Here is a 15,915-nt window from a genome sequence, read left to right as displayed (position 1 = left end):
AACCACCTCTTCTTGTTATTTGGAAAAGTTTTAATCGTGGTACATCACCGACCGCCCACCATCGATCATCAGGCAGGTGGCATTGATAAAGGGCGCCTCATCGGTCGCAAGAAACAGTGCCGTCATCGCCACTTCAATCGGCTGGCCGATGCGCTTGGGCGGGTGCAGGTCGAAGGCACGCTGGCGCTCGGCGTGCGGGTCGGCAAAGCCGTTCCAGTAATCGACGTTGAGTTGGGTTTCGATATAGCCCGGCGCGATGGCATTTACGCGGATGCCCTTGGGCGCGTATTCGATGCCCAGGGCGCGGGTCAGCCCGAGCAAGCCGTGCTTGGCCACCGGGTACGGGAAGCAGCCGGGAATGATGTGGCTGGAGTGGGTGGAGGCGATGTTGATGATGTTGCCGATGCCTTGCTCGATCATGTGCGGCAACACGGTACGGCAGCCGTACCAGGCGCCGTCGAGGTCGATGGCGAAGCAGCGGCGCCAGTCTTCGTCGGTCATTTCCAGCGGGTCGCGGAACACGTTGACGCCGGCGCAATTGACCAGCACATCGACGCGGCCAAAGCGTTCGATAGCGACGTCCACCAGGGCGCGCCATTGATCCTTGGAAGTGATGTCGACAGGTTGTGCGTAGATCTCGGCGCCGTGTTCGCGCCAGTGGGCGGCGACCTGCTCGACCTTCTCGCCCTGGATATCACCGATCACCAGGCGCGCCTGCTGAGCCTGGAAGCAGGCGACGATAGCCTCGCCAATGCCTTGGGCGGCACCGGTGATGACCACGACTTTGTTCTTCAGTCGCTCGCCGTACGTCGGCTCGGGCACCGGAGGTAACGACAACGGTTGTGCCTGCATCGCTTCACCTGTTTTGTTTTTGGTAGTGAGTGCTGATGCGCAAGACTATAAACCCAGAAACCTGAATATCTCAATATATAAATTATCATCCCATATAGTGAGCAAATATATAAAAAAACCGGCTTTAAAAGCCGGTCCTTTATGCACACTTAACCCTGTGCGAAATCCCTCAGGGCGTCGCCTTCCATGCGGTAGCGTACCCACTCTTCCTGGGGCTGGGCACCGATGGATTTGTAGAACGCGATGGCCGGCTCGTTCCAGTCCAGCACGCTCCACTCGAAACGCCCGCAGCCGTTGTCACAGGCGATTTTCGCCAGGTGGCGCAGCAACTTCTTGCCCGCCCCGCCACCGCGTTGCTCGGGGTTGATGTACAGGTCTTCGAGGTACAGGCAGTTGCTGCCCAGCCACGTGGAATAGCTGAAAAAAAACACCGCAAAGCCGATCGGCAAACCGTCGCGCAGGCAGATCAGGCCGTGGGCGGTGGCACCTTCACTGAACAGGCTGCGCTCGATGTCCACCACGCTGGCGATCACTTCGTGCCGGGCTTTTTCATAGTCGGCCAGCTCGGTGATGAAGGTCAGGATCTGCGCAGCATCGCTGGGCACGGCGGGGCGAATCTCGATGGTCATGGGCAGGCCTTGTCAGGGAAAGAGAGCACACATACTAAGGCGCTTTAATGACCGATTGCAGTGCAATTTGATTCACGGCTAACCTGCAGGCCATCGACCTTTGAGAACCCCCATGCCCTTCACGCCCTTGACCGACCTCGCCGCGACGTTATTGCCTCACGCCCTTGAGCCTTCCGAAGACGGCGCCCACGACCTGTCCCACTTGCAACGGGTGTGGCACAACGTGCGGTCGATCCAGGCAGAGGAAGGTGGCGATCTGGAGGTGCTGCTGGCGGCGGTGCTGCTCCATGACTGCGTCGCGGTGGAGAAGAATTCGCCGTTGCGTTCCAAGGCCTCAACATTGGCGGCGGACAAGGCCGGGCAGATTTTGCAGGGGCTGGCGTGGCAGCCCGAGACGATTGCAGCGGTGACGCATGCCATCGAGACTCACAGTTTTTCGGCGGGCCTGACGCCGGTGACGCTTGAAGCAAAGATTATGCAGGATGCCGACCGCTTGGATTCCCTGGGCATGATCGGCGTGGCCCGCACGTTTTACATCGCCGGGCGCATGGGCAGCGGGCTGTATGATCCGGCAGACCCAACGGCACAGCGCCGTGAGTACAACGACAAGCGCTTTTGCCTCGACCATTTCCAGACCAAGCTGCTGCATCTGGCGGGCGGATTTCAGACGCCGACGGGGCAACGCATGGCCCTGGCGCGCCATGAACGGCTGAAGGGATTCATGGATCTGTTCATCGAAGAAATCGGCACACCATACTCCGCTGCGGGCTAACGCAAGCACCGCGAACCACAGAACAATCCCACGTGCCGTGCATGGTAAAAAGTTGGGCATAAATCCAACAGATGCAAGGCTCTTCCATGCACGCCTCACCTGCCGTCGGCGGAAAACTGTTCGCCCTTTTCTGCCTCGCCAGCTACCTGCTTTCCCTGTCCTATGGCTCGACATTCTTGCTGTCGCTGCTGATCCATTCGCGCGGCGGCAACGAACACGACGCCGGCAGCGTGATCTCCATGGCGATGCTCAGCACCTTTGTGGCGGTGCTGGTTTCCGGGCATCTGGCCGACCTGCTGGGGGCTGCCAGGTCGATCGCCCTGCTCGGCGTATTGCTGGTGGTGGCGTGCCTGGGCTTTGCGCTGGCGCCGGGGTTCGGCGAGGGCTTGATGCTTTTTGGCTTGTCGTTGGGATTGGGCTGGGGCGTGTTCTACACGTTGGGGCCGATCATCGTCGCGATGCTGGTGGAACCGGCGCAACGGGCCAAGTATTTTGCCCTGCTGTCGGGCAGCATGATGACCGGAATCGGCTCCGGGCCACTGCTGGGGCGGGCGGCAAGTGCCCTGGATTTTTCGCTGACGGCGGCCTTTCATATAGCAGCGCTGGCGAGCCTGGTGGGTGTGCTGATTTTCTGGCGACTGGGTCGCGCGCTGAGTCAACACACCGCGCCGGTGGCGAAGATTTCCTGGTCGGCCACGCGCCAGGTGCTGTCATCGAAAGCGGTGTTCGCGATCATCATGGTGGGCCTCGGCGGTTGCGTGTTTGGCGGGCTGTCGAGTTTCCAGACCAGCTACGCGGCGTTGCACGGGCTGGACTATTCGCTGTTCTTCCTGGGCTTCATGAGTGCGGCGATTACCAGCCGCCTGCTGATCGCCGGCATCGTGGTCAAGCGTGATCCGTATTGGGCGGCGTGTGTGTTGTCGGGGTTGATGCTGGTGTCGATTTTCCTGTTCGGGTTCAGAGTCAGCGGCAACTACAGCTACCTGCTGGCAGCCGTCACCCTGGGCGTCGGTTACGGCCTGACGTATTCGGTGATCAATGGTTTGGCCGCCAACGAGGCACCCGCCGGCACCACCTCCCAGGCGTTGCTGCTGTTCAGCCTGGCGTACTTTATCGGGGTGTTCGGTTTCCCGCTGCTGGCGGGCAAGGTCATCGTCGAATACGGCATGCCGACCCTGTTGATGAGCGTACTGGCGGTGGCGCTGCTCAATTGGCTGATCACGGTGGCGCGGTTGATCTGGCGCCGAATCTCGTCACACAAAATCTTACAAGCGACCTAAGACCGTTCGTCGGTATCGAGGCACGAATCACAAACGAGGGCGGACCAATATCAGGTAAGGACATTAATCATATGGAGACACCATCATGACGACTTCCAAATTTGCCGCCCTCGCCCTCACCGGTTTGCTGTCTGCTGTTTCGCTGAGCAGCTTTGCCGCCTCCACAGGTTCCAGCACCGGCCCGACCGACCCTGTCGGTAGCCCGCCCAACCCGGCCGCCCAGGAGTCGAAGGACTCGATGGGTACCGGCATGGACACCAACGGCGGCGCCATCATCGACAACAGCAGGGACCCACGCACCCAGGGCGACGACACCAATCGCAACAGCGGTGCGGTGCCCAACGGCAAAATGGGACCAGGTGCCACTTCGCCCTCGATCAATAAAGGCGATGACTCCAACATCCCCGGCGCGCCAAAACAGCCCGCGCCTTAATGCGCAAGAAAGACGAACACCCAACCATTTCCCAGTGAAGAGGTATGCATGAACGTCGATCACAACCTTGAAAAAGAAGTCCTCACCCGTCTGCTCCACGCTCATCCCAGTGGGTTGGGCAAAGAAGTGCTGGACAACTACCGAGGTGAAAAAGTGGTGGCCAGCGCCTTGGCCACCTTGCAGGACCGCGGGTGGATCAAGGAAGGCCATGTGACCTGCAACGATGCCGGTGAACATTCGCTGAACCTGCCGATCAAGCTCACCGCGTCCGGCGTGGAAGCGGCTCGCAAGCTTGAAAGCGAAGCGAGCCAATAACACACCTTGCCTGGTCTGGCCCTTGTATCTTGTATGAGGGCCAGAAGGAGTATCGCAATGCCTCGTGGAAGCAAAGCCAAATACACCACCGAACAGAAGCGCAAGGCCGCCCATATCGAAGAGAGTTATGAGCACCAGGGCTTGTCGAAAGAAGAAGCCGAGGCGCGGGCCTGGGCCACCGTCAACAAGCAGTCTGGCGGCGGCGAAAAGGCCGGCGGTTCAGGCCAGCGCAAGGCGCCGGCAAAGAAGTCCCTGGACCGGCATGAGTCGGCCAAGCGGGCTGCTGCCAGCCGTGAGGGGCATCCGCGTAACAGCAGGGTTTCGCTGGGTACGCAGACCAAGGAAAGCTTGCTGAGAGAAGCGCGTGCCAAGGACATTCCCGGGCGCTCGACCATGCGCAAGGATGAGTTGATTGAGGCGCTGAAAAAGGCCGGTTAACGCGGAACAAAATGTGGGAGCGGGCTTGCTCGCGAAAGCGGTGTATCAGTGCCAGATTCATTGGCTGAGCCACCGCATTCGCGAGCAAGCCCGCTCCCACATTTTTGGTCGGGTTTTCACCCAAGGAATCAGCGGTGGGCGGCCACCAGTAGCATCATTGGGCGTTCAAGCTCTTCTGCCAGTGCGGGGCGGGCTTTCAGGTCCGCTTCGCTCGGGCCCCACTCGTCGACATGAGTCAGGGTAAACCCCGCCTGGATCAACAGCGTCAGCAACGTGCCCACGGTGCGATGTTGCTTGATCACACCCTCCGCCAGCCAGTTTGTCACCCGTGGTCCTTGCAACTGGTAGCTGTCCACCGGCCAGCTCTTGCGCCCTTGCTCATCAATCAGCCAGCCCGGTTGCCGGGGCGCCATGAAAATCGGGTGCTCGATGGAAAACACCAACCGCCCGCCCGGGACCAACGCTTGATGGATACGCGCGAACAGGCCCTTAAGATCGACGATGTAATGGAAAGCCAATGAGCTATAGGCCAGGTCGAAAGTGGCGTCAGGCAGCTCGAGTTTTTCCAGGTCGGCAATGGCGTAGGTGATGGCCGACGACGAGGTCATCTCCTTTGCCCGCGCCAGCATCTTTTGCGAGACATCCAGCCCCAGCACCTGTTCGGCGCCCTGCTCCTGCGCCCAGCGACTGAACCAGCCGTAGCCGCAACCCAGGTCCACCACTTTCAACCCTGGCATCGGCGGCAGCATGGATTGCAACGCCGGCCACTCCGGCGCGCCGGCGAGGCCTTCTACCGAGCGGCCCATTTTGCTGTAGCCCTCGAAGAAAACCTCGGTGTCGTAGATGTTCTGAGTCATGACGCTGCTCCGTGCTGAATGGCGACTATTCTGCCGAATCAGCCCTCGCTCAACAACGCATCCACTTCAGCCATGCCCGGTGAGGTGGCCGGCCCCCAGCGCGTGACCGCCAAGGCCGCCGCCGCGTTCGCGCGACGTGCCGCGACAGCTGGCGCCAAACCATTGGCCAGGCCAGCGATAAACACCCCGGCGTGAGCATCGCCGGCACCGTTGCTGTCCACCGCCTTGACCTTGAATCCCGGCACATGCTCGGCCTGGCCATTGCGGCTGATCCAGCAGCCATTCGGTCCATCGCGCACCACCAGCAAGGTGTCGGCGGGCAAGTGCTCGTTGAGCTTGAGCAATGCCCCCGCCAGATCGCTCGCGCCGGTAAAGGCCAGCGCTTCCGGACCGTTGCTGGTCCAGATATCGATACGCGGCAACAGGGCGACCATCAAGGCCGAGTCCGGTGCCTTCACCAGCGGGCCCGGATCGAACACCACCTTGATCTCGCGCGGCAACGCCAACAGCCAATCGAGCAACGCCTGGGCCTTGCCTTCCAGCAGCAGGCTGTAGCCGCTGACGTACACGTAGTCGTCGTCGCGTGGTACCGCATTGGCCAGGTCTTGCGCGAGCAAGTCACCCTCAGCGCCGATATGGGAAATGAAGGTACGCTCGGTGGTGGCTTCGGTCAGGGACACACACAGGCCGGTGTCCTTGTCGTCGCTGGCGGCCAAGGCCATTTCAATGCCCTCGGCCTGCATCGCCGCGCGCGCCAGGTCGCCGAAGCGGCCGGTGCCATGGCGGCCCAGGTAGACCACCGGCAAGCCATTGCGTCGGGCCGCGGCCATCACGTTGAAGCCACCGCCGGCTTCGAAGCTGGCGGAGTTGGCCAATACATCGCCGCCGGTGGCGGGCAATGTGTCGAGGGACATGACCAGGTCGACGATGACCTGGCCGCTGTGCAGCAATCTAGACATTAGCGCTCTCTACCAAAGCCGGACGACGATCAGCCGCGCCACCCAGTACCGCATAAATCCCGCCGGCCACCAGGAAGGTGACGATCCAGCCCAGGCCGTTGTGGCCCAGCCACGAATCGGACAGCGGACCGGCGAACCAGATATTCTCGGCCGTGGTGCCGATGGTGGTGAAGCTGAAGCCCAGCACGATCGCAATCGCCCAGGCGCCGAACGCACGCCATTCAACTCCGCCACGGTACCAGTAGGCGCTGCTTGGCGTTACGTCCAGCAGGTCTTTGGGGCTGTAGTAGTGGCGATGAATCAGGTCGACGACAAAGATCCCGACCCAGGCGGTGATCGGTACCGCCAGCAACGAGATGAAGGTGATGAACGGGCCGTAGAAACTGTCGGCGATCAGCATGAAGTAGATCGAACCGGCGAAGATCGCGACGATGTCGACGATCACCGCGTGTACGCGCTTGACCTTCAAGCCGAGGGTCAAGGTGGTGAGCCCCGCCGAGTACACCGACAGGTTATTCGACAGCAACAGCCCGCCAAACGCGGTGATCAGGTACGGCACCGCCATCCAGGTCGGCAGCATGTCGCGGATCGCGATGATCGGGTCAGTGGCCGACGCCAGGTCGTTGTTGCCCACCGACAGCAAACCGCCGAGGGTGATCAACAGCACCAGCGGAATCCCCGCACCGAATGCCGCGGAGGCCACCAGGCGCACGGCCTTGACGCTGCGGTGCTGGTAGCGCGACATGTCGGCACCGGCGTTGGCCCAGCCGATACCGGTACCGGCGGCCATGGTGCCGACGCCGATGATCATCGCGCTCAACGGCGCAGGCGTGGCGTTGAATACCGCGCTCCAGTCGATGGTGGCGCAGAGGAAACCGCCCACCAGGATATTTAGTGCGCCGAATACGTAGGTGGCCCACTTCTGGATCACCAGCAAGGTGGCATGGCCCAGGCCCGACACGGCGAGGGTCAGCAGCACGAAGATGCCGATGAACAGCAGGGTCAGTACCGGAGCGCTTTTGGCGGCAACCGGCGAATTGAACAGGATCGAGCACAACGACAACAGCACGAACGCAGCCGTAGTGGTGTTGACGGTTTCCCAGCCGAGGCGCGACATCAGCGACACCAGGGTCGGGCCGATATTGCCGCGTACGCCAAAGATCGCCCGGGACAGGGTCAGGCTCGGTGCACGGCCACGACGGCCGGCGATGGAGATGATGCCCACCACCGCAAACGAGCCGGCGGCGCCGAGGATCGCCACGATGATTGCCTGCCAGATCGCCAGGCCGCGAAACGCTACGAGGGTCGCGCCCAGGGGCAAGCCGAGGATGCTGATGTTGGCCGCAAACCAGACCCAGAACAGTTGCAGCGGATGGCCGTTGCACTCGCCTTCCGGGACCGGCTCGATGCCGCGTGTTTCCAATTGCCCGGCGCTTTGGCCGGAAGAGGACGTACTCATGGTGGGGTGCTCCTGATGCCTGTTTTTTTGTGGTTGTGGCAGGTTGGCAAGTTGAATCTGTGTGCCGGTCATCCTGACTCGACTGGATCAGTGTGGGAGCTGGCGTGCCTGCGATAGCGTGGTGTCAGTCGATGATTCATCAACTGATCGACCGCTATCGCAGGCAAGCCAGCTCCCACATTTTTCGATCTGCGGTGCTCAGCGCAGCTCGAGCAGGCCTTGGACCAAGGGTTCCAGGTCCAGGCGGTTGACCTGCTTGACCTGTTCGATCATCGCCTCAGGCCAGCACTGCATCCCCAGGCACGCACCGAGCATCGCGCCGAGAATCGCGGCGATGGTGTCGGTGTCGCCGCCGAGGCTGGCGGCCATGCACAGGGCTTCGATGGCGTTCATTTCACCCACCGCGACTTGCTGCGCGAGGGCAAACGACACGACCACCGATTCCTGGGATGCCACGGAGGTGCCGATCAATTCGTAAAGCAGGTCGGTAAACAGCGCCTTGTCGCCGCTGTCGACACTCAAGGTGCGCGCCCAACTGATGCGGGTGGCGATGCGCCCGCCGGCAATCCAGTGGCCGTGGTTTTCCGCCTGCTGGGCGATCTGCGTGCCGATGTTCAGCGCTTCGCCCAGATCGACGCCGTTGATCCCGGCGGAAACCACCGCCGCCACCGCCGCCGCGCTGGAGATGCCCAGGTTGGTGTTATGGGTGACCTGGCACGCCTGGATCACCGCCTGGATAAACTGCGCCGGGTCGTTGACGTCCGCCGCGATGCCCACCGGGGTGATGCGCATGGCGGCGCCGTTGGTGGTGCCGTAGCGCCCGGACTCTTCCGGGGTATGGCCCGCCAGGATCATGTCGATCGCCCGTTTGGTCGAGGGGCCCAGCAAATCCTGGGAACCCTTGGCGCGCATCACCGCTTCCCAGTCGATCAAACGTTGGGCGAGTTCGGTGGGTTCAATCCTGCCCTGCCCGTCCACCAGCAACTGGCCGACGAGGATCGCCTGTTCGGTGTCATCGGTGATCGAGCCCTTGGGCATGTTCGGCGCGATCGGCTGATCGGCGTCGGCATCTTCCAGGCCGGTGATCGCGCCGAAACGCGCCTTGACCTGCTCGCGGCTCAGGGACTGGGTGGGCATGCCCAACGCATCGCCCAAGGCCAGGCCGTAGAAGGCGCCGAGGGCGCGGGTGGTGGCGGTCATGTCGGTGTTCCAAATTGAAGGTGCAAGCGGAAATGCAGAGGGTCGAGCAGGCTTTCGACGGATTCCATGAAGCGGTCCTGGCGGTCGTAGGTGGTGCGCAGGGCCTTGAGGAACACCGTGCCCACCGGGCGCCCCAGGAGCTGGGCGTCTTCTTCGTTCAGAGGCTCGGCACCGATCCATTGGTTGCCGGTGGCGCCGACATAGCCATAGGCCGCCAGGGTGATGGTCAGGGAATTATCGATCAGGCCGACTTGCGGCAGGCTTTCCAGGCCACCCGAGGCCGGCATCAGCGAGCGCTCCAGGGACACGAACGTGCCGTCGGCAGCGCGACGGCGGCGGTCGAGGGCGATGAATTGGTCGCTGCCGTGACGGCTGAGCAGGTCCGGACGGGTGACGGCTTCCAGGCGCAGGATTTCGGAGGTCACCACCGCGCCGGTGTCGGCCAGGGCTTGGGCCCAGCCGCTGCGCTGGTCGAGCACCATGCCGTCGAAGGTGACGATGGAGCCGACACCGCTTTGGGTGGCGATGTAGCTGCGGCGCTTGAGTTCGGCCAGGGCTTCACGCAGGGTGCCGCGGCTGACGGAAAACTCTTCGGCCAGTTGGTGCTCGCCCGGCAGCAGGACACCGTCAGCCATCACTCCACCCTCGATACGGCGGATCAGCTCGTCGACGACGCGTTTTTTCTTATCAAATCGGACATGTCTAATCATGTACAAATTGATAACCGAAAGCGCCCGGCTACAGCAAGCGATTTATTTCAGGGAGAGCGAGAAATCAGCCTCAGGGCTCCAGGCCGATGGGGAAAAATACCCCGCCGCTCCAGACGCCAAGCCAGTTCTTACCGTTGATCGGACGGGTCACCGCCAACTCCACCAACTGATAGAACGCATTGCGATGGACCAAGGCTTCGAGGTTGGTGCGCACCCGCAGGTACGGCGAGGGTTCCTGGGTTTCCGGGTCAATCATCACCCGCAGCGGATGTTCGATACCGGCTTCGACCTGTTCATCGACATTGGTGGTAAAGCGCAGGACTTGGCTCTCGCCCTGCCCTTCGACTTCCAGGGTCACGGCGACAAAGGGCGCGTCATCGACCTTGATCCCGACCTTTTCCACCGGGGTGATCAGGAAATAATCATCGCCATCGCGGCGAATGATATTGGAGAACAGCTTGACCATCGGCTTGCGGCCAATCGGTGTGCCCATGTAGAACCAGGTGCCGTCGCGGGCGATGCGCATGTCGATATCGCCGCAAAACGCCGGGTTCCACAGATGCACCGGCGCGGGCCCCTTGCCCTTGGGCAATTGCGCCAACAACTCATTGGCCTTGGCCGAATCGGTCATGCTGCTCTCCTTGTGTCTTACTGATCGCTCATGCCCAACAGGCTGCGCGCGTAGTGCGCCAGGGGCTTGCCGATCAGGTCATCTGGCTTGTTGTCGTGGAACGTCAGTAAACCGCCACGGCTATGGATGCGCACAGTATCAATCAAATACTGGGTACTGGTCTCGATCAACATGACCTGGATGGTTCCGGTGTCGATACCCAGGCGATCCACCGCCTCCTGGTCAGACCATTCATCGGCGTTGCCGATACGGTCATCCGCCTGGGCGAAGCGGCAGTACAGCAGGTAATGCGCACCCGCCGCGCGGGCTTCCGACATCGCCTGCTCTAGGCCTTCCGGCTTGCGGGCGCGGCGGACCATCGGGAAATATTCGACAAAGCCGTTGAAGGCTTCCTCGGCCACCACGTTAGGCCGTGGATAAGCACTGCCCGGCGGGGTGAAGGCGCCCTGGGCGATGAAGACGAAGGAGTCCGGCTGTATGCGGACCGAATTGACGCGGCGAGTATCGCTGTGGTCCAGCAGCCCGGCATCGCTCATCTGATAGCGCGTGCCTTCGGCCATATCACTGACGGTCATGCAGCCACCCAGCGCGAGTGACGCCAGCACCAAAACCAGACTACGCATCCTAATTCTCCAGAGGCCGGTGACGGAAAACCGGCGAATGGGCACGAGATGCAGATTTTGCGCCAGCTTGCGAGACTAGCCGCCGATGATCTTCATGATGGTGGCGCCGCCGGAGAAGGCCACTTCCTGCTTGTCACCCAAGGCCTTGACCAACAAGCGCTGCAAGGCCGGCAGGGCCTGGTGGCGGGGTTTGTCCAGCAGGTCGCCGACGTAGTGGCGGTTGCTCGACGACAGGCAGCCATGCAGCCAGCCAGTGGACGACAGGCGCAAACGCGAACAGGTCCGGCAGAACGGCACGCTTTCGTTGGCAATGACACCGAAGAAACCTTTGCCGGGCACTTCGTAGCGCACGGCAGTGGCGTCCACCGGGGCGTTGGCTTGCAGGTATTCGTACTGTTCGCCGATCAGGCTGAGCAATTGCTGAAGGCTGACGAATTGCTGCAGGAACGCGTTGGAATCGTTGGCGAGGTGGCCCATGCGCATCAATTCGATAAAGCGCAACTCGTAGCCACGCTCCAGGCAGTAGTCGAGCAGCGGCATCACCTGGTCGAGGTTCTGGCCGCGCAGCGGCACCATGTTGACCTTGATCTTGATTCCGGCGGCGCTCGCCTGGTCCATGCCATCGAGCACGGTGGCCAGGTCGCCACCGCGAGCGATGCTGCGGAAGGCGTCGGCGTCCAGGGTGTCGAGGGACACGTTGATCCGGCGAATCCCGGCGTCCACCAGCAGCGGCAGTTTGCGCGCCAGCAGTTGGCCGTTGGTGGTCAGGCTGATATCACTGAGCCCCATCTGCCCCACCGCGCCCATGAAGGCTTCCAGCTTGGGGCTGACCAACGGTTCACCGCCGGTAATCCGCAGGCGCTCGATGCCGGCGGCCTCGATCAGGTACTCGACACCCCGCGCCATCGCCTCGGCCGACAGTTCGTCCTGCGCAGCCACCAGCCGCTTGCCGTTGGGCACGCAGTAGGTACAGGCGTAATTGCAGGCTGAGGTCAGGCTGATCCGCAAATTGCGGAATCGCCTGCCTTGACGATCAACGATCATGGATCACTCCGGCAGAGGATAATTCGGGCGCACTAAAACCTGACTGAAAAATCAAGTTTTAGCAAGGTCCTTGCCTGAGTATATTCCTGGGTTACTGCGCTGGGCAGGAAATCATATCGCCATCACGCTGGCGAATGATTCAAGTGGCCGGCGTTTCGGCGTTCGGCAAATCGGTGCTGTGCTTGCGCTTGTTGCCCATGCGCACGCCGATGTCCATCAGGAACTGGAAGAAACCTTCCTGATCTTCCAGCACATTGCTCCAGAACGGCGAGTGGTACAACGCCACGGCGCCGTGCACCAACGCCCAGGCGGCGCAGTAGTGGAAATACGGTGGCACGTCTTCGAGCTTGCCTTCGCTGATACGGCCCTTGATCAGCAGGGTCAGGCGTTCGAAGTTCGAGGCACGGATCTTGTGCAGCTCCTCGACCATTTCCGGCACCTGATGGCCCTTCACCACTTTTTCTTCCAGGCGATCAAACAAGCGGTAGCGCTGCGGGTCACGCATGCGGAACTCGAAGTAGGCGCGGGACAGCGCTTCCTTGTCCTTGTCGACATCGGCCGAGTGCAGCAGCTCGTTCAGGTCGCGCTCGTAGTCGAGCATCAGGCGCAGGTAGATCTCGGCCTTGGACTTGAAGTGCTTGTAGATGGTGCCTTTGCCGATACCCACGGCATCCGCAATCATCTCGACGGTGACGCTGTCTTCACCCTGGTCGAGGAACAGCTTGAGTGCGGTGTCGAGAATTTCCTGCTCGCGGCGGCGAAACTCACGGACCTTGCGGGGTTCTTTGTGCATAAGAAAAAGGTCTGCAGAGATGGATATTGGAAGGGCGTTCGCTCCCCAAGCCGTGCTTGTCGGAACGTTTTACCCGGTGCGCGGGATTATCCCGACTGAACGGTCGTTGGGCAACGCCTATATGAACAACCTTTGCACTTAACTTACAGCACGCCAACGAATGTGCCGATTCGAGTCAGAAATAAAACAGGTGATTGGCGCGTGTGCATCGCATCCAATGAGAACTCAACCGAAGCGGGCGTATTCCAAATCTGTTTAAAAAACGATCAGATGTGGCTGGACTGAATCGGATACTGATCAATACTTGAAATGTCGGCGTGGCATCTCCCCCAAGTGACGCGTCGACCTGGGTACCGACGGACTGCGTACCCTTGTTTTACTCCTAATGGTCTTAGCCCGGATTCACCCCCCAGAACCCGGGTTTTTTTTGCCTGCGATTCAGTGGCCGACGTGGGCCAGCGGGAACAGGCGCTTGAAGTTCTCGGTGGTCTGCTCGGCAAAGCGCTCGTAGGACTCGCCCCGCAGCATCGCCAGGTAATCCGCCACATCCCGTACATATTCCGGCAGGTTGGGTTTGCCGCGATGAGGAATTGGCGCCAGGTACGGCGAATCGGTTTCCACCAGCAGGCGGTCTGCCGGGACCTGGCGTGCAACATCGCGCAGGGCATCGGCGTTGCGGAAGGTCACGATGCCCGACAAGGAAATGTAGAAACCAAGGTCCAGCGCGGCCTTGGCCATGTCCCAGTCTTCAGTGAAGCAATGCAGCACACCAGCCTGGGGCAGCGCGGCTTCGCGCAGCAGGGTCAGGGTGTCGGCACGGGCGCCACGGGTGTGGACGATCACCGGCTTGCCAGTCTGCTGGGCGGCTTGCAGGTGCAGACGGAACGACGCCTGCTGCAACTCGGCAGCTTCCGGTTCGTAGTGGTAATCCAGGCCGGTCTCACCGATGGCCACCACGCGCGGGTGATTGAGTTCACCGAGCAGCCAGTCGAGGGCCGGGGCTTCGCCGGGCTTGAGGTCCAGCGGGTGAATGCCCACCGAGCAGTCGACATCGGCATAACGATCGGCCAGGGCTTTGACGTCGGCGGCGTTTTCCGCGCTGACGCCGATGCACAGGAAGTGCCCTACCCCGCGCTGGCGCGCAGCTTCAAGGGCGGCGTCGAGGGAGCCGCCGTGCTGGGCTAGGTCGAGGCGATCAAGGTGGCAATGGGAATCTACGAGCATAGGGATCTACAACTTGAGTCACGGAAAGTGTCTGGCCAACGATACACCCGTCGGCCACTGAAATTAACGGCGGCCGAGCAAACCGACCCACTGCACCAGCAAGGCCTCAAGCAACAGCACGCGATTGAGGTTGGCCTTGCCGAGGACCTTCTGGCGTTGGGCGAGGATCCAGTCCTGGATGTTCAGCACCTTGTCCTGGGCGCTCTTCTGCGCCAGGTATTGCACGACTTTGCGCATGTCCGGCAGCCCAAGGCCGTTTTCGTCCTGGGTCAGCTGGTAGCGCAGGATCAGGCTCGACCAGTCGCAAAACCAGTCGAACAGCAGCAGCAAGGGAATGTCTTTCCAGGCGCTTTCGGCCAGTTGCGTGGCCGACACTTCCTGCTTGAGCAGTTTCTTCACCCCGTCCACCACCAGCGCACGCTGTTCACGCACGCCCTGGGCCTGGAGCTTGACCGCCGCCAGGGGCGAACCGGCCGCCAGGGTCAGCAACTCGACGCGCTCCGCCTCGCCGCAGTCCGGCAACGCCTGGGCCAGCCACTGCAGGCTCATGGCTTCGCTCGGCAACGGGCAGGCCTGCTGCACGCAGCGGCTGCGAATGGTCGGCAGCAGGCGGCTGGACTGGTGGCTGACCAGCAGCAGCACGGTATCGCCGGACGGTTCTTCCAGGCTCTTGAGCAAGGCGTTGGCGGCGTTGATGTTCATCGACTCCACCGGTTCGATCAGCACCACCTTGCGCCCGCCCATCTGCGCGGTCTGCACCACGAAGCTGACCAGATCACGCACCTGGTCGACCTTGATCGCCTTGTCGGCCTCTTCCGGTTCCAGCAGATAGTTGTCCGGGTGGCTGCCGGCCTTGAGCAGCATGCAGGATTTACATTCGCCGCAGGCTTCCAGGCCGTTGGGCCGCTGGCACAACAAGCTGGCCATCAGCCGCTCGGCCAGGGCGCGCTTGCCGATGCCCACCGGGCCGTGGAGCAGGTAGGCGTGGGCGTGCTGGGCACGGCCCGCCAGTTGCTGCCAGAGGCTGTCCTGCCACGGGTAGGCTTCAGCCACGGACACGCTCCACAAGCTTCGGCAACAGGGCGTCAATGCACTGCTGAACCTGAGTCAACGGTTGTGCGGCGTCCAACAGGTAGTAACGAGCGGGGTCGGCTTCGGCGCGCTTGAGAAACGCGCCGCGCACAGCTTCAAAAAAGACTCGGGTTTCCAGTTCGAAACGATCGAGGCGACCCCGGGCGGTGGCACGGGCCATGCCGACTTCCACCGGGAGATCGAACACCAGGGTCAGGTCGGGCCGCAAATCGCCCTGGACGAAGGTCTCCAAGGCCGCAATGCGCTCCAGGGACAAGCCACGGCCGCCGCCCTGATAGGCATAGGTGGAATCGGTAAACCGGTCACAAATCACCACGGCGCCCCGGGCCAGTGCCGGGCGAATGACTTCGGCCAGGTGCTGGGCGCGGGCGGCGAACACCAGCAACAGTTCGGTGTCGGGGTTCATCTGTTCGTCGCCCGGGGTCAGCAGCACTTCACGGATACGCTCGGCCAGTGGCGTGCCGCCAGGCTCACGGGTCAGCAGCACCTCGATACCTTCGGCGCGCAGGCGCTCGGCCAGGTATTCACGATTGGTGCTCTTGCCGGCGCCTTCCGGGCCTTCCAGGGTAATAAACAAGCCAGTCACAGGCAGTCCTTAGTCAGA

General features: G+C 61.9%; 19 protein-coding genes. 5 read left to right on the top strand and 14 right to left on the bottom strand.

Annotated features, from left to right (window positions below; genetic code table 11):
* Positions 1-30 precede the first annotated feature (30 nt).
* Together HX869_RS01015 and HX869_RS01010 are read right to left on the bottom strand one after the other, a co-directional pair.
* On the bottom strand, positions 31-852 hold the full coding sequence (locus HX869_RS01015) for an SDR family oxidoreductase (protein WP_004371237.1): 822 nt from the start codon (positions 850-852) through the stop codon (positions 31-33).
* A 149-nt stretch (positions 853-1,001) separates the two neighbouring features.
* Positions 1,002-1,481 (bottom strand): GNAT family N-acetyltransferase, encoded by a 480-nt coding sequence (locus HX869_RS01010; protein WP_004371239.1) that lies wholly within the window; start codon positions 1,479-1,481, stop codon positions 1,002-1,004.
* 112 nt (positions 1,482-1,593) lie between these two features.
* Here HX869_RS01010 and HX869_RS01005 point away from each other — a divergent pair, with 112 nt between their 5' ends.
* From HX869_RS01005 to HX869_RS00985, 5 genes are all read left to right on the top strand, one after another.
* A complete protein-coding gene (locus tag HX869_RS01005) occupies positions 1,594-2,253 on the top strand; it encodes an HD domain-containing protein (RefSeq protein ID WP_178902608.1) in 660 nt (219 codons plus the stop codon).
* 86 nt (positions 2,254-2,339) lie between these two features.
* A complete protein-coding gene (locus tag HX869_RS01000; protein ID WP_177081040.1) occupies positions 2,340-3,533 on the top strand; it encodes an MFS transporter in 1,194 nt (397 codons plus the stop codon).
* An 85-nt stretch (positions 3,534-3,618) separates the two neighbouring features.
* Entirely contained in the window at positions 3,619-3,966 is a 348-nt protein-coding gene (locus HX869_RS00995; RefSeq protein WP_008434934.1) for a hypothetical protein, read from the top strand.
* 48 nt (positions 3,967-4,014) lie between these two features.
* Positions 4,015-4,281 (top strand): hypothetical protein, encoded by a 267-nt coding sequence (locus tag HX869_RS00990; RefSeq protein ID WP_087692767.1) that lies wholly within the window; start codon positions 4,015-4,017, stop codon positions 4,279-4,281.
* Positions 4,282-4,338: 57 nt separating this feature from the next.
* Entirely contained in the window at positions 4,339-4,719 is a 381-nt protein-coding gene (locus HX869_RS00985; protein WP_178902607.1) for a Rho termination factor N-terminal domain-containing protein, read from the top strand.
* A gap of 128 nt (positions 4,720-4,847) precedes the next feature.
* On the opposite strand, the gene HX869_RS00980 is transcribed toward HX869_RS00985, so the two are convergent.
* From HX869_RS00980 to tmk, 12 genes are all read right to left on the bottom strand, one after another.
* A complete protein-coding gene (locus HX869_RS00980; protein WP_177116814.1) occupies positions 4,848-5,576 on the bottom strand; it encodes a class I SAM-dependent methyltransferase in 729 nt (242 codons plus the stop codon).
* 38 nt (positions 5,577-5,614) lie between these two features.
* A complete protein-coding gene (locus HX869_RS00975) occupies positions 5,615-6,535 on the bottom strand; it encodes a PfkB family carbohydrate kinase (protein WP_178902606.1) in 921 nt (306 codons plus the stop codon).
* Positions 6,528-7,994 (bottom strand): cytosine permease, encoded by a 1,467-nt coding sequence (locus HX869_RS00970; protein WP_008434943.1) that lies wholly within the window; start codon positions 7,992-7,994, stop codon positions 6,528-6,530. The genes HX869_RS00975 and HX869_RS00970 overlap by 8 nt, the downstream gene beginning before the upstream one ends.
* Positions 7,995-8,192: 198 nt before the next feature.
* Positions 8,193-9,194: an ADP-ribosylglycohydrolase family protein gene (locus HX869_RS00965; protein ID WP_004371263.1), complete on the bottom strand. Its 1,002-nt coding sequence runs from the start codon at positions 9,192-9,194 to the stop codon at positions 8,193-8,195.
* A complete protein-coding gene (locus tag HX869_RS00960; protein WP_080673275.1) occupies positions 9,191-9,904 on the bottom strand; it encodes a GntR family transcriptional regulator in 714 nt (237 codons plus the stop codon). The genes HX869_RS00965 and HX869_RS00960 overlap by 4 nt, the downstream gene beginning before the upstream one ends.
* A 70-nt stretch (positions 9,905-9,974) precedes the next feature.
* Positions 9,975-10,535, bottom strand: a complete 561-nt coding sequence (locus HX869_RS00955; RefSeq protein WP_102604967.1) for a DUF1285 domain-containing protein — start codon at positions 10,533-10,535, stop codon at positions 9,975-9,977.
* Positions 10,536-10,552: 17 nt separating this feature from the next.
* On the bottom strand, positions 10,553-11,158 hold the full coding sequence (locus HX869_RS00950; RefSeq protein ID WP_063027950.1) for a DUF4823 domain-containing protein: 606 nt from the start codon (positions 11,156-11,158) through the stop codon (positions 10,553-10,555).
* 75 nt (positions 11,159-11,233) lie between these two features.
* Entirely contained in the window at positions 11,234-12,202 is a 969-nt protein-coding gene (locus HX869_RS00945) for a GTP 3',8-cyclase MoaA (protein ID WP_004371275.1), read from the bottom strand.
* 139 nt (positions 12,203-12,341) lie between these two features.
* Positions 12,342-12,995, bottom strand: a complete 654-nt coding sequence (locus HX869_RS00940; RefSeq protein ID WP_004371278.1) for a TetR/AcrR family transcriptional regulator — start codon at positions 12,993-12,995, stop codon at positions 12,342-12,344.
* A 438-nt stretch (positions 12,996-13,433) separates the two neighbouring features.
* Entirely contained in the window at positions 13,434-14,219 is a 786-nt protein-coding gene (locus HX869_RS00935; RefSeq protein WP_017475806.1) for a TatD family hydrolase, read from the bottom strand.
* A 63-nt stretch (positions 14,220-14,282) separates the two neighbouring features.
* Complete coding sequence (locus tag HX869_RS00930) at positions 14,283-15,272, bottom strand: DNA polymerase III subunit delta' (RefSeq protein WP_004371282.1); 990 nt, start codon at positions 15,270-15,272, stop codon at positions 14,283-14,285.
* Positions 15,265-15,897, bottom strand: coding sequence for a dTMP kinase (tmk, locus tag HX869_RS00925; protein WP_008434959.1), 633 nt, complete (start codon positions 15,895-15,897; stop codon positions 15,265-15,267). The genes HX869_RS00930 and tmk overlap by 8 nt, the downstream gene beginning before the upstream one ends.
* Positions 15,898-15,915 lie beyond the last annotated feature (18 nt).

The sequence above is a fragment of the Pseudomonas sp. P7779 genome (assembly GCF_013386315.1).
Classification (GTDB): Bacteria; Pseudomonadota; Gammaproteobacteria; order Pseudomonadales; family Pseudomonadaceae; genus Aquipseudomonas.
The sequence above is the reverse complement of the archived record's forward strand: the minus strand, read 5'-3'. Positions and strand labels throughout refer to the sequence as shown.

What these genes read in the sequence shown, in the direction of transcription:
- HX869_RS00945 (WP_004371275.1), bottom strand. Translation starts at nt 12,202, where the DNA reads ATGATCGTTGATCGTCAAGGCAGGCGATTCCGCAATTTGCGGATCAGC.
- HX869_RS00970 (WP_008434943.1), bottom strand. Translation starts at nt 7,994, where the DNA reads ATGAGTACGTCCTCTTCCGGCCAAAGCGCCGGGCAATTGGAAACACGC.
- HX869_RS01005 (WP_178902608.1), top strand. Translation starts at nt 1,594, where the DNA reads ATGCCCTTCACGCCCTTGACCGACCTCGCCGCGACGTTATTGCCTCAC.
- HX869_RS01010 (WP_004371239.1), bottom strand. Translation starts at nt 1,481, where the DNA reads ATGACCATCGAGATTCGCCCCGCCGTGCCCAGCGATGCTGCGCAGATC.
- HX869_RS00965 (WP_004371263.1), bottom strand. Translation starts at nt 9,194, where the DNA reads ATGACCGCCACCACCCGCGCCCTCGGCGCCTTCTACGGCCTGGCCTTG.
- HX869_RS00995 (WP_008434934.1), top strand. Translation starts at nt 3,619, where the DNA reads ATGACGACTTCCAAATTTGCCGCCCTCGCCCTCACCGGTTTGCTGTCT.
- HX869_RS00955 (WP_102604967.1), bottom strand. Translation starts at nt 10,535, where the DNA reads ATGACCGATTCGGCCAAGGCCAATGAGTTGTTGGCGCAATTGCCCAAG.
- HX869_RS00990 (WP_087692767.1), top strand. Translation starts at nt 4,015, where the DNA reads ATGAACGTCGATCACAACCTTGAAAAAGAAGTCCTCACCCGTCTGCTC.
- HX869_RS00985 (WP_178902607.1), top strand. Translation starts at nt 4,339, where the DNA reads ATGCCTCGTGGAAGCAAAGCCAAATACACCACCGAACAGAAGCGCAAG.
- HX869_RS00960 (WP_080673275.1), bottom strand. Translation starts at nt 9,904, where the DNA reads ATGATTAGACATGTCCGATTTGATAAGAAAAAACGCGTCGTCGACGAG.
- HX869_RS01000 (WP_177081040.1), top strand. Translation starts at nt 2,340, where the DNA reads ATGCACGCCTCACCTGCCGTCGGCGGAAAACTGTTCGCCCTTTTCTGC.
- HX869_RS00940 (WP_004371278.1), bottom strand. Translation starts at nt 12,995, where the DNA reads ATGCACAAAGAACCCCGCAAGGTCCGTGAGTTTCGCCGCCGCGAGCAG.
- HX869_RS00975 (WP_178902606.1), bottom strand. Translation starts at nt 6,535, where the DNA reads ATGTCTAGATTGCTGCACAGCGGCCAGGTCATCGTCGACCTGGTCATG.
- HX869_RS00980 (WP_177116814.1), bottom strand. Translation starts at nt 5,576, where the DNA reads ATGACTCAGAACATCTACGACACCGAGGTTTTCTTCGAGGGCTACAGC.
- HX869_RS01015 (WP_004371237.1), bottom strand. Translation starts at nt 852, where the DNA reads ATGCAGGCACAACCGTTGTCGTTACCTCCGGTGCCCGAGCCGACGTAC.
- HX869_RS00935 (WP_017475806.1), bottom strand. Translation starts at nt 14,219, where the DNA reads ATGCTCGTAGATTCCCATTGCCACCTTGATCGCCTCGACCTAGCCCAG.
- HX869_RS00950 (WP_063027950.1), bottom strand. Translation starts at nt 11,158, where the DNA reads ATGCGTAGTCTGGTTTTGGTGCTGGCGTCACTCGCGCTGGGTGGCTGC.